Source organism: Pseudomonas sp. MWU16-30322 (genome assembly GCF_020515535.1).
Taxonomy (GTDB): Bacteria; Pseudomonadota; Gammaproteobacteria; order Pseudomonadales; family Pseudomonadaceae; genus Aquipseudomonas; species Aquipseudomonas fluorescens_H.
The window spans coordinates 103,702-116,547 of record NZ_JAIWYL010000014.1 but is presented as its reverse complement, the minus strand read 5'-3'; the positions used below and the strand labels follow the sequence as shown (position 1 = coordinate 116,547).

The following is a 12,846-nucleotide window of genomic DNA, read 5'->3' as shown; positions in this document are numbered from 1 at the left end:
CGGTCATGAATTTGTATTCATGATTCAGAGGATTTTTCTGCGAAAGCCCACGTCTCCGGCATAGAAGAAAGAATGCTTAAGTTTTTTGACCACACGTTTTCGCCGTTATATCGACATCACCAGGAGTTCGATCATGCCCATCAATTTTCAGATTCCAATGAGAAACGCAGCTGAACTGACAACGGGAAACACCACCGGCATCTGCATGGCAATCAGTTGTTTCTGGATTCAGCGCTGCCGACAGTTGGCAGGCGTACCTGGGGCCCCGGATCCAATATTTACGAATTGGCAATACTACGAAACGATGGCAATTGCATTTGAAACGATATTGAGCGATCACACGGCCCAATTCGGTGGCAATGCAACCATTAATTCTCAACAGGCACTCCAAACCAACGCTTTGGGATGGCATGACATGTTCTTCCATCAATTGGGCCTGCCCTCAATGGAGGTCTACTGGGGAACAGCGGAAACAATGGACTACCTGCTGTCCCTCATGGAGGGAGGTGGACAACGCGGATATATCTTTACCGGTTATCGCACTACCAATGTACACGGAGGAGGACTGCAACTGCAGAGTGGGCATACCGTTGCATTTTGGTACTCGACGCCCGGCACGGTAAAAACCTTCATGGACCCAAACTTCGGTCAGTTTACCGTGGCAAGGACAGCACCTTGGTCAGTGGCAATAGAACAACATCTATTGGGGTTCTATCAGCACTTCAACCAATGGGTACTAATCGGCATCGGTTGATCGCGTGCGTGACAATAATTCTGATGCGAATTTGTATCCAACTCGCAAGTTCTCAGAGATCTTCCAATGCCCCGCGCCACCGACAGCAACACAACGCTTTCGTTAACCGCCTCTTCGCTGTCGGCGCTTTACCCTGAGTCGCTGTCCGGCGATGAAGCGCTAAACATGCTTGGTGCGCAGACGTTGCTCGGCCTCAACGACGGCACCGTCCTTACCCTGACCAGCGCCGTCGCCACCCACGTCACCACCACCCTGCACAACGACGCTCAACTGCGCCCGTTCGATGCCTTGGTCGCCGAAATCCGCCAGCTCCCCGCCGACGCCACCGCCGAGCGCTATCAACTCGTATTGCGTCCGTGGCTCTGGTGGCTGACCCTGGCCAGCAACAACCGGGTATTCCAGAACCTCACCACCTCGGACATCGTCACCACGATCTTCAAGGCCCACGGCTTCACCGATTTCAAACTCTCTCTGACCGGCAGCTACCCCCCCCGCGAATACTGCGTGCAGTACGGCGAAACCGATTTCGCCTTCGTCTCTCGCCTGCTGGAAGAGGAAGGCATCTTCTGGTTTTTCACCCACGACGAGGGCAAGCACACGCTGGTGCTGGGCGACAGCAATGACGCCTTCGTACAGATCCCCAACGGCCCGAAAGTCAAGTATCTGGGCCAGCAAATGGGTGAGCGTGAGTTGCATGGCATCCGCTCAGGCCAGGTCTGCCTACAAGCCGTGGCGGGCGTTTACAAGGCAACGGATTACGAATTCACCACGCCGACCACTTCGCTCTTCGGCCAGGCCGAAGCCGTGGCCGGACCGCGTTCGATCTATGAGCATCCCGGCGGCTACAACGCAAAAGCCCGGGGTGATGCGCTGACCAAACAACGGGTCGACGGGCTTCGCAGTGAGGAGAAACGCTTCGTCGGTGAAAGCGATTGTCGTTGGTTGATCCCGGGGCATTGGTTCACTCTCGACGGCCACGAAGACGCGAGCCTGAACATCGATTGGATCGTCACGAGGGTCACCCACGACGCCAGCCACGAAAGCTATCGCAACCGTTTCGAAGCCATCCCCAAAACCACGCCGTTTCGTCCACAACGCAGCACACCGAAACCGCGCATGCATCCGCAGACTGCCATCGTCGTCGGCAAGTCCGGCGAAGAAATCTGGACGGACGAATACGGCCGGATCAAGTTGCAGTTCCCCTGGGATCGCGACGGCAAGAATGACGAAACCAGTTCCTGCTGGGTACGCGTGGTGTTGCCGTGGAGCGGCAAGGGCTTCGGCATGCAGTTCGTGCCGCGTATCGGACAGGAAGTCATCGTGACCTTTATCGACGGTGATCCGGATCGACCACTGGTCACCGGTTGCGTGTACAACGGCGACAACGCCCTGCCCTATGCGCTTCCGGCCAATCAGACACAGTCGGGGATCAAGACTCAATCGTCCAAGGGTGGTGGCGGTTTCAACGAGCTGCGCTTCGAGGACAAGAAGGATGCCGAAGAAGTGTTTCTGCAGGCGCAGAAAGACTTGAAGATCAATGTGCTCAACGACACCACCGCCACCGTCGGCCATGACGAAACCCTCACTGTACAAAACGCCCGCACCCGCACGGTCAAGGATGGCGACGAGACCGTGACGCTGGAAAAAGGCAAACGCAGCGTCACGATTCAGACCGGCAGCGACAGCCTCGATGTGAAGGACAGCCGTACGGTGAAAGTCGGTGCCGATCAAAACCACAGCACCGGCGGCAACTACACCGACAAGGTCACCGGCGACTACAGCCTGACGGTGGACGGCAACCTGACGATCAAGGTCAGCGGCACCCTCACCCTGCAAAGCGGTGGCAGTTTCACCATCAAGAGCGGCGCTGACCTGGCGACCTCGGCCAGCACCTCGATCACGCAAAAGGCCGGCACAGCCATGACCAATCAGGCCGGTACGTCGCTGGACAACAAGGCCGGAACCACGCTGACCAACGACGCCGGGATCAGCTTGACCAACAAGGGCGCCGCCTCGCAGACCGTGGACGGTGGCGGCATGCTGACCATCAAGGGCGGTCTGGTGCAGGTCAACTGACAAGGAGCCGTCATGGCGATCACACCGCTGGATTTGCAGGAGGATGACAAACAGCTCAAGGGCCGCTTGCAGGACGGTCAGCTCGACGGCGCGCTGCAGCTCAAGGATGACGGACGTAAGCAGGCCGATCTGAATTACCACCAGGGTGAACTGCAGGGCATGTCATTGCTCTATCACCCCAACGGCAAGGTCTCGGCGCAGATGCCGTTCGTGCATGACAAGCTGCAAGGGGTCGCGAATTTCTATTCGGCCGAGGGCTGGTTGCAACGCAAGACGACGTATCGGCGCGGGTTATTGCATGGCGAGGCGTTCAACTACTTTCCCGATGGGCAGGTGGCCGAGGCCGAGTTTTACCGCGATGGCGTGCGTGAGGGGCGTTATCAGCGCTTTCACCCGAACGGCAAACCGGCGGCTGAGGCGCGGTATCTGAATGGTCAACTGATGGAGCCGGAAACCGGGTTCGCCGAGGATGGCCGGCCGCTGGGGGCGGATGGCAAGCCGATTTCGCGGGTGCGCTGGTGGTATCAGCGGTGGATGGATCCGCAGCAGGCTTGAGGGTTTTCTTTTTGCCAGGACTGGCCTCTTCGCGAGCAAGCCCGCTCCCACAGTGGCCGGTGGTGTTCACACAATTCCATTCTCAACACAAAACCCTGTGGGAGCGGGCTTGCTCGCGAAGAGGCCGGCACATCCAGCACAAAACTCAAGGAATGAGCATCTGCATCTGCCCCGGCATCGCAATCTTGATCACCCCCGCCCAGTTGCACATCAGGGTGCTGTTGGCATCGATCGCCGGCATCCCGCCGAGCAACAGGGTCGGTGCGCCGCCGGGAATCCACGGTGTGGCCGTTGCCGGAATGCACGGCATCGGCGTCAGCACTCCCAATGCCGCAGCCGTCGCGGCCGCCACCATCGGATTGGCCATGCTCATGCACACACCGAACGGCATGATATTGACCAGCGGGATGTGATCCATGATGTTCGCCGCCGGCATCCCGCCGGTCAGCGTGCGGTTGACCGGCAGCACGTTAAGCACCGCCGGCGCGGCGCCGAAACTGCATTGCAGGGTGGCGCTGGCACAGACTTGCGGGCAGCCCATTTCAAAGCTCCTTGCTGGACACGGCATACCCGCTAAACCTTAGTCGCCCACAGCCCGCCGCGCACATTCCCAAAGGTGATTATCGTGCAACACGCTAACCTATAAGACCGACCCGCGCTTGTGAGCACCCGAGCGCACCATTAGATTAGCCAATGATGTCTGGCCTCCAAAATAAGCAGAAGGGATAAGCATGGCGCTTACTGACCAGTCCACCCGGATCCGCGATGGCGAAGAACTCGATGCCAGCCTGATCGATCCGTACCTCAAGGCGCACATTCCGGGCCTGACCGGCACCCCGCAGATCAGCCAGTTTCCTGGCGGTGCGTCGAACCTGACCTACCTTCTGGAATACCCACAGCAGGAATTCGTCCTGCGCCGGCCGCCGTTCGGGCACAAGGCCAAATCCGCCCACGACATGGGCCGCGAATTCCGCATCCTCAATCAACTGCGCGACGGTTTCCCTTACTGCCCGAAAGCCTACGTGCACTGCACCGACGAGTCGGTGATCGGTGCCGAGTTCTATGTGATGGAGCGGGTCAAGGGCATCATCCTGCGCTCCGACCTGCCGCCGGAACTGGGCCTCGATGCAGCGAAAACCGAAGCACTGTGCAAGAGCTTCATCGACCGTTTCGTTGAGCTGCATCGAGTTGACTACAACGCCTGCGGCCTCGGCGATCTGGGCAAGCCGGAAGGCTACGTCGCCCGCCAGATCAAGGGCTGGAGCGAGCGCTACGAAAAAGCCCTGACCCCGGACGCGCCGCACTGGGAGAAAGTCAAAGCCTGGCTCAACGACAAGATGCCGGCCGACCATCCGACGTCGAGCATCGTCCACAACGACTATCGCTTCGACAACGTGATCCTCGACCCGAACAACCCGATGCAGATCATCGGCGTGCTCGACTGGGAACTGACCACCCTCGGCGATCCGCTGATGGACCTGGGCAACACCCTCGCCTACTGGATTCAGGCTGATGATCCGGCGCCCGTGCAACTGATGCGCCGCCAGCCGAGCCACGCCCCGGGCATGCTGACCCGCCGCGAGTTCGTCGATTACTACGCCGAACGCTCGGGCATCCAGATCGACAATTTCGACTTCTACTACACCTACGGCCTGTTTCGCCTGGCCGGCATCGTGCAGCAGATCTACTACCGCTTCTACCACGGCCAGACCCAGGACAAACGCTTCGCGCAGTTCATTCACATGAACAAACTGCTGGAGCAGATGAGCCTGCAGGTCATTGCGAAATCGAGCCTCTGACGGCCCACACCAAGGAACCTTTATGTCCAAGACTCAGTTGTTCGACCTCGACGGCAAAATCGCATTCGTCTCCGGCGCCAGCCGTGGCATCGGTGAAGCCATCGCCAAACTGTTGGCCCAGCAAGGCGCCCACGTGATCGTCTCGAGCCGCAAGCTCGAAGGCTGCCAGCACGTCGCCGACGCCATCATCGCCGCCGGCGGCAAAGCCACCGCCGTGGCTTGCCATATCGGTGAAATGGAACAGATCAGCCAGGTGTTCGCCGGGATCAAGGAACAGTTCGGCCGCCTCGATATTCTGGTCAACAACGCTGCCACCAACCCGCAGTTCTGCAACGTGCTGGACACCGATCTGGGCGCATTCCAGAAGACCGTCGATGTGAACATTCGCGGCTACTTCTTCATGTCGGTGGAAGCCGGCAAGCTGATGCGCGAAAACGGTGGCGGCAGCATCATCAACGTCGCCTCGATCAACGGGATTTCACCGGGCGTGTTCCAGGGCATCTATTCGGTGACCAAAGCAGCGGTGATCAACATGACCAAGGTCTTCGCCAAGGAATGCGCGCAATTCGGCATCCGCTGCAATGCCCTGTTACCGGGCCTGACCGACACCAAGTTCGCTTCGGCGCTGGTGAAGAACGACGCAATCCTCAAGCAGGCGCTGACGCAGATCCCGCTCAAGCGCGTGGCTGACCCGAGTGAAATGGCTGGTGCGGTGCTGTACCTGGCGAGCGACGCATCAAGCTACACCACCGGGGTTTCGCTGAATGTGGATGGCGGATTCTTGTCCTGATCTCTCTGACAAATGATTAACCCTGTGGGAGCGGGCTTGCTCGCTCCCACAGGGGTTATCTGTAAGACAGTGACGTTGGGTAATTGCCTGACAAAGTGCACCGGCAAGCCCCCCACAGCACTACTGCGTGACACAACGAGTGGTGGTGATATGGCGAGTAACCTGCTCGTCAACGTACATATCGCCAGACACCTGAGTGTTTTCCAGAGTCTGACAGGTACGCACCGGCGGTGGCGGCGGTGCAGCAGGTGGAGGTGGCGGAGGACTGGCACAGCCGCTTAACAGCGCGACAGAGAAAGCCAGCGACAACGGCAGATACACGCGTTTCCCAGGATTATTCATAGGACGACCCGCGATGAATGGAAGAGCCACTTCCGCAATCACGCACGAATACCGCGCATGACGGAAGACCTGACCACTCATTCTTTATAGCCGACCACCCTGTAAGCGCCAGTGAAATGGAGGGGGATAAGGGAATTGGCTGTCGATTTTGCGCGGAGGAAAATCTATGTGGGAGGGGTACATCAACAAGAGTTTTTTTGACTGGAAGGCCGCCATCACTGGCAAGCCAGCTCCCACTGGGGTTGAGTACTCCTGACTGAAATGGGTCAGCTGTCAGGCCGCCTTCGCGAGCAAGCCCGCTCCCACATTTGGACTGAGTGCATTCAGTTTGAGATTGGCCGGCTGTCAGGCCGCCTTCGCTGGCAGGCCAGCTCCCACAGTTGGGCCGGGTGCATCAGCAAGAAATTGGTCGGCTGTCAGGCTGGCTCCTACAATTCAGAGAGCGTACCCCCCATGCGGCGAAGCCGCCCCACTCAACACAATGAGCGTTAGCTCGAGTACCGCTTTTGATTTTGATCTGAGCGCCCGTCGGCAGGCTGAGTGGAGGGATTTATCCGGGGGTGGGAGCGCAGCGACCGTTTGGCGCAGCCAAACACAGCGAGAGGAGGTGCAGCGAAGCAAACCGTAGGCGCTGCCCCCCGGATGAATCCCGGAGCGAAGGAACCCGAGCCTAAGCGAGGGCCGAACGTCAGGGCACAGACCTTTTGGTTACTTTTGGGGCGTTTGCCAAAAGTGACCCGCCGTAAGGGCGGAACCCTAATCAGCAACACCCGCAGCAACGGATATACACCCCAAACAAACCCAACCCCTAAGCCATATCCGGATCCCGAGCCGCCCGCAAAGAATTACTCTCCAACTCATACCGCAACTCATCAATCAACGCCGCCACAGCCTCCGGCGTCCGCAACGCATTGAGCTTCAACCCGCTGATCACCAGATCCACCTGCCCCGAAGCCGGGTGATACAACTTCACCGTCAGCGAATGATCCCCATCTACTGAACACTCGCACGCCAATGGCGAAAAACTCTGTTCGAGGCTGGCGCGCAACTGCGCAAGATTCATCATGGAGCCTGTTCCTTTAGCTGTTTCGAAGGGAGACGATCCCAAGCCAACAGGCTCGTATCGCACCCCAACAGACTAAGAACTGCCCCACCGCATCAGAACCTGCATTTGCACCGCATCGGCTAGTGCATTTGCACCTACCGCTGCCCCTTCGTGCCGCGCTCGCCAGAAAACAGACCACGTTCCCGCGCCCAGACAATCGCCTCGCTGCGGCTGTGCACATCGAGCTTGGAATACACGGTCGCCACATGATTGCGCACGGTATTCGGCGCCAATTTCAGGCGTGCGGCAATCTCCTTGTCGGCCAACCCTTCGCAGATCAGCCCCAGCACGTCACGCTCGCGCGCCGTCAGGTCAGTGAAGGACACGCTCGGCAGTTGCGGCGAGTTGACCTTCTTCACATTGGCCAGTTTTTCGATCAGCGTCCGGCTGAACCACGAAGCGTCTTTCATCACTTCTTCAATCGCCGCCACCAACTCCAATTCCGTGCGCTTGCGCTCGGTGATGTCCATCAGCACCAGCAGATAGCACGGCGTGTCCTGAATATTCACGGTGTCGGCGGACACCGCGCACTCCAGCAGCTCTGCATCCTTCTTGCGCACCCGGACGTCGACCCGATCGATCCGACCGCTTTTCGCCAGGGCAGTCAGCAGCCGGGCCCGCGCGCCATCGTCGTCGATGAAATGCAGTTGGGTCACGGTTTTGCCCACCACCTCATCGCTGTCATAGGCGAGGGTGTCGAGGAAGGCCTGATTGACATCGATCACCTGCTGCTCGTCAGCGCTGCAGATCAGAATCGGCACCGGGGTCAGGCGGAACGCCTTGGCGAAGCGTTCCTCACTCTGACGCAGCGCGACTTCCGCCTTGTGGCGCAGCTCCATGTCGACGAAGGAAAACAGCATGCAATCCTCATCATTGAGCACCAACGGCTGCCCGGCAACGATCACTTGCTTGCTGCCGCCATCGGGCAGGCGCAGTTGCGCCTGCATTTGCGGAATGGTCGCCACATCGCGCAGGCGCTGAATCGCCAGATCCCTTTGCTCGGCCTGCTCGAAAATATCGATTTCATAGGCCGAGGTGCCGATCACCTGGTCGCGGGAATAGCCGGTCATCTCCAGGAACCCCGGATTGACCTTGATGTAGCGCAAATCGCTGAGGCGGCAGATCACCGCCGGCGCCGGGTTGGCATTGAAAGTTTTTTCAAAGCGCTGCTCGGCGTTGGCCCAATCGGTGACGTCGCTCATGATCAGCACCAGCGACTCCGGCTGCCCTTCGCGGTCCGTCAGGATCATGCTGCGCACGTTGTGCACCCATACGTGCTCGGGATCGTCCACGGCAGACACCTCGATCAGCACGTCGTTGAAGGCTTCGCAGCGCGCCGCGCGGCTGATCGGGTAGTGTTCCGGGGGCACCGTATGATTGTTGCGATAGCGCAGGCTGAAACGCTTGGCGTACTCATCGGCATTAGTGCCCAGCTCACCGATCCGGCTGACACCGTGCATGGCCAGCGCCGCCTCGTTGGCCCAGAGGATGCTCTGATCGAGCTCCAACAGAATCACCCCGTCGGACAGCCCGGCAATGATCTGCTGCAACTGGCGACGATTGGTTTCGCGGGTCAGGACTTCCTGGCTCATTGGATCTCCACAGGGAATGCGCGTGTGAAGATTACGACCGCAGGCGTTCGTGATCGTGCCGAACATAAATTCCCGCACCACCACAATCCCCCTGTGGGAGCGGGCTTGCTCGCGAAGGCGGTGTGTCATTCAACTGATTTTTAACTGACACTCCGCCTTCGCGAGCAAGCCCGCTCCCACGGGGGGGGATTAGCGTTGGCCGGAGGTTTCCACCAACTCCCGCAACGTATCGAGAAACAACCTGAGCACCGGCGAAGCATCGTCAGCGCGATAAGTCGCATACAAAGGCACCTCCGGCAGCGCCGGCGTCAGCTTGCGAAACACCAGCCCCGCCGGGGCCAACTGCTCGATCGAGGCCGGCAGCAGCGCCACCCCGAAACCCGCGCGCACCAGGCTGAGCAAGGTCTGCACCTCGATCACCTGCTGGCGGATCTGCGGGGTGAACCCGGCCTGGATGCAGCATTGATAAAGGAAATTGGCGAACCGCGACTGCTTCAGTTCCAGCGCGACAAACGGTTCCTGCGCCAGATCCGCCGGGGCCAGCACCTCGCGAGCGGCCAGCGGATGATCCGCCGGCATCACCACATGGATCGGCTCGTAGATCAGCAACTCATTGCGCAGCAACGGATCGTCATAACCGACGCGAAACACGCAAGCGTCGATACGCTTTTCCTTCAACGCCTTGACCTGTGCCGCCGGAGTCATTTCATGCAGCCGCCAGTTCACCTGCGGATAGCGCTCACGAAACAGGTGCAAGGCCTTGGGCAGCACGCCGACCATCACCGAGCTGATCATGCCGATTTCCAGTTCGCCGAGCTGCCCGCGCCCGGTCTGGCGCGTCAGGTCCAGCGCCCGTTCCAGCTGTTCGAACACCAGCGGCGCCTGTTCCTTGAGCATCTGCCCCGCCGCTGTCAGCTCGACCCGGTGATGGCTGCGCTCGAACAACGGTGTGCCCAGCTCCTCCTCCAGCAGGCGAATCTGCTGGCTCAGCGGCGGCTGGCAGATGTGCAAACGCTCCGCCGCCCGACCGAAATGCAGCTCGTCGGCCAGGGCCATGAAATACCGCAGCAGGCGCAGGTCCATGGCGCCTACCCCAGACTCAGCGGTGTCGAACGCTGGCGCACGCCGGTCAGCGCAAACAAGGCGTTGGCAATCGCGGGTGCCACCGACGGACTGCCCAACTCACCGACGCCACCGGGTTTTCCGGGCTCGCCATCGAGCAACACGATGTCGGTGGCCGGCATGTCCGACATTCGGGTCACGCGGTAGTCGTGGAAATTGCTCTGCACCACCCTGCCCTGTTGGATATCGAGCCGGTCAAACAGTGCATGGCCCAAGCCCCACATCAGTCCGCCGTAGATCTGCTCTTCGACCCCGCCCGGCGACACCGCCAGACCGCAATCGACCACACAGGTCAGCTTCTCGACTTTCGGTTTGCCATCGACCGTCGCGACCCGCGCCACCACCGCGATAAAACTGGTGTAACCCTGATTGGTCGCGATGCCCAACGCAGTGCCGGGCGGTAACGCCTGGCCCCATCCGGCGCGTTCGGCAGCCTGTTTGAGCACCGCCACATGCCGTGGCCGCTCCTGCATGTTGGCCAGACGGAACGCCAGCGGATCCGCGCCTGCCGCATGCGCCAACTCGTCCATGAAGCTCTCGACGGCGAACACGTTGGGGATGAAGCTCACCGAGCGATACCAGCCGCTGGGCACGTGGCTTTCGTGCTTGACCCAGTTCAGCTCCAGGTGCGGCGGACGGTAGGCGAAGTCCCACGCGGTGATCGCTTCGGTGGTGCTGTAATCCATGTGATCCGGGCGTTCGAAATAGCCCGGCTCCCACTGCTCCGGCGAGGCGGGTGATACCGCGTGCAGTTGCAGCGCAGCGAGGTTGCCCAGGGCATCCAACGCGCCTTTGACCCGGTGCAGTGTGGCCGGGTGATTGAACAGTGCGTGCATCTCGTCTTCACGACTGTTGAGCAACTTCACCGGTACTCCGGTTTGCTGCGCCAGATACGCCACCTCGAACAACCAGTATTTGGCTTCCCGCGCACCGAAACTGCCGCCGGATACCAGTTCGTTGATGGAGACTTTGTCCTTGGCGATGCCACACACGGTTTGCGCGGCTTCCAGCGCTGACGACGGCACCTGCACGCCGCCCCAATAGGTGATTGCGTTGTCCTGCACTTGCGCGGTGATGCAGATCGGTTCCAGCGGGTTTTGCACCTTGTACGGCATGCGGTAATCGGCTTCGATCAGCTTCGCCGCGTGCGGCCATTGCGCGCCGACATCGCCATGCGTCATGGCCGTGATGGTCTGGCTTGTCGGATCGGTAATAGCAGCCGCTTGAGCCTTGGCCAGTTCCGCGCTGTCGAACCCGGCCAGTGGCGAATCACTCCACTTGATCTCCAACACTTTACGACCCTGTTGCGCCGCCCAGAACGTGTCGGCCAGCACCGCAACGCCTTCCAGATTACCGCCGAGCACGTCCGGGCGCCCGGGGACTGCAATCACCTTGCGCACGCCCGGCACCTGCAATGCCGCCGCCGAATCCACGCTGACGACTTTCGCCCCGACCACCGGCGCCCTCTGAATTACCGCCACCAGCATCCCCGGCAACTGCACGTCGATGCTGTACTTGAAGCGCCCGCAGACCTTGGCCGCAGCATCGCGCTTGTGCCGCAGTTTGCCGATATATTTGAACTGCGCCGGATCCTTTAGGCTGACGTGGGCCGGTGCCGGCAGACGCGCTGCCACCCCGACCAGGTCGCCGTAGCCGAGGCTGCGCTTGCTGGACAGATGAACCACCCGACCTTCTTCGGTGCTGCAGCTGTCGGGGCTGACTGTCCAGTGCTTCGCCGCAGCGGCGATCAACAACGCCCGCGCTGTGGCCCCGGCCATGCGCAAGCGCTCGTATTCCAGCGAAACACTGGTGCTGCCGCCGGTGGAAAAGACTTTCCAGATCGGGTGAATGTAGGTCTCGAAGAACGGATCTTCCGGGGTGATCACCTGCACGGTCATCGGGTTCACATCCAGCTCCTCGGCCACACACGCAGCCAGTGCGGTTTGCGTGCCGGTGCCGGAATCGTGCTTGTGCACCACCAGTTTCACGGTGCCGTCGGGGAAGATCCGCACCCAGGCGTTGGGCTCGAATTCGGTGGCCGGCGCCGGTTTTTTCGGGTCGCTGGCGGCGCTGCCGGAGGGCATGTACAAGGCAATCGCCAGGCCCGAAGCGACCGTCGCTGCCTGCTTGAGAAACACCCGGCGTGACGGTTCGATCAAGGTCTCGTCGCGCAGGCTCATCACGCCTCCTTCGGCGCATTCGCCGCACGTTTGATCGCTTTGTTGATCCGCCCATAAGTGCCGCAACGGCAGATATTCCCCGACATCGCATTGCGGATCGAATCGTCGGTCACCGCCGCTCCCGTGTTGAGCAGCGCAGCGGCAGACATGATCTGCCCGGATTGACAGTAGCCGCATTGCGGCACATCTTCGGCGACCCAGGCCAGTTGCAGCGGATGACTTTCGCTCGGTGACAGACCTTCGATGGTGGTGATGCTGTGGCCCGCAACGGCGGCCAGCGGCAACTGGCAGGAACGCACCGCGACGCCGTCCAGGTGCACAGTGCAGGCACCGCACAGGCCCATGCCGCAGCCGAATTTGGTGCCGGTGAGTTTCAGTTGATCACGCAGTACCCATAACAAGGGCATGGAGGGGGACGCTTCATCCAGCTCGCGTCGTTCGCCGTTTACCGTGAATGCGATCATTGTCAGGCTCCAAAAGAGCGGCCCGTCTTTGTGCGGGCCTGGTGACCGATTATTGGAAGCCCACGCA

The 12,846-nt window shown here is 60.3% G+C and carries 11 protein-coding genes; 5 read left to right on the top strand and 6 right to left on the bottom strand.

Going from position 1 to position 12,846, the window contains the following annotated elements; genetic code table 11:
• Positions 1–133: 133 nt before the first annotated feature.
• The 3 genes from LCH64_RS25770 to LCH64_RS25760 all read left to right on the top strand — a co-directional run bounded on the left by LCH64_RS25770 (position 134) and on the right by LCH64_RS25760 (position 3,385).
• Positions 134–754 carry a hypothetical protein gene (locus LCH64_RS25770; protein ID WP_226501689.1) on the top strand — a complete coding sequence of 207 codons (621 nt, stop codon included), beginning with the start codon at positions 134–136 and terminating at the stop codon, positions 752–754.
• Positions 755–820: 66 nt separating this feature from the next.
• Positions 821–2,830: a type VI secretion system tip protein VgrG gene (gene tssI, locus LCH64_RS25765; protein ID WP_226501688.1), complete on the top strand. Its 2,010-nt coding sequence runs from the start codon at positions 821–823 to the stop codon at positions 2,828–2,830.
• Between the two features lie 12 nt (positions 2,831–2,842).
• On the top strand, positions 2,843–3,385 hold the full coding sequence (locus LCH64_RS25760; protein WP_226501687.1) for a toxin-antitoxin system YwqK family antitoxin: 543 nt from the start codon (positions 2,843–2,845) through the stop codon (positions 3,383–3,385).
• A 145-nt stretch (positions 3,386–3,530) separates the two neighbouring features.
• On the opposite strand, the gene LCH64_RS25755 is transcribed toward LCH64_RS25760, so the two are convergent.
• Positions 3,531–3,926, bottom strand: a complete 396-nt coding sequence (locus LCH64_RS25755; protein WP_003224052.1) for a DUF4280 domain-containing protein — start codon at positions 3,924–3,926, stop codon at positions 3,531–3,533.
• A 190-nt stretch (positions 3,927–4,116) separates the two neighbouring features.
• Here LCH64_RS25755 and LCH64_RS25750 point away from each other — a divergent pair, with 190 nt between their 5' ends.
• Complete coding sequence (locus LCH64_RS25750; protein WP_103484642.1) at positions 4,117–5,184, top strand: phosphotransferase family protein; 1,068 nt, start codon at positions 4,117–4,119, stop codon at positions 5,182–5,184.
• A gap of 22 nt (positions 5,185–5,206) precedes the next feature.
• Positions 5,207–5,974 (top strand): SDR family oxidoreductase, encoded by a 768-nt coding sequence (locus tag LCH64_RS25745; protein ID WP_007965755.1) that lies wholly within the window; start codon positions 5,207–5,209, stop codon positions 5,972–5,974.
• A 1,150-nt stretch (positions 5,975–7,124) separates the two neighbouring features.
• Here the strand turns inward: LCH64_RS25745 and LCH64_RS25740 are convergent.
• The 5 genes from LCH64_RS25740 to LCH64_RS25720 form a co-directional block, all read right to left on the bottom strand.
• A complete protein-coding gene (locus LCH64_RS25740) occupies positions 7,125–7,382 on the bottom strand; it encodes a DUF1652 domain-containing protein (RefSeq protein WP_226501686.1) in 258 nt (85 codons plus the stop codon).
• A gap of 134 nt (positions 7,383–7,516) precedes the next feature.
• The gene (locus LCH64_RS25735; RefSeq protein WP_226501685.1) at positions 7,517–9,013 is read right to left on the bottom strand and encodes a helix-turn-helix transcriptional regulator; all 1,497 of its coding nucleotides are present in this window, start codon (positions 9,011–9,013) and stop codon (positions 7,517–7,519) included.
• A gap of 189 nt (positions 9,014–9,202) precedes the next feature.
• Positions 9,203–10,096 (bottom strand): LysR substrate-binding domain-containing protein, encoded by an 894-nt coding sequence (locus LCH64_RS25730; protein ID WP_226501684.1) that lies wholly within the window; start codon positions 10,094–10,096, stop codon positions 9,203–9,205.
• Positions 10,097–10,101: 5 nt separating this feature from the next.
• Positions 10,102–12,315, bottom strand: a complete 2,214-nt coding sequence (locus tag LCH64_RS25725) for a molybdopterin cofactor-binding domain-containing protein (RefSeq protein ID WP_226501683.1) — start codon at positions 12,313–12,315, stop codon at positions 10,102–10,104.
• The gene (locus tag LCH64_RS25720) at positions 12,315–12,779 is read right to left on the bottom strand and encodes a (2Fe-2S)-binding protein (protein WP_041073291.1); all 465 of its coding nucleotides are present in this window, start codon (positions 12,777–12,779) and stop codon (positions 12,315–12,317) included. The genes LCH64_RS25725 and LCH64_RS25720 overlap by 1 nt, the downstream gene beginning before the upstream one ends.
• Positions 12,780–12,846: the final 67 nt, after the last annotated feature.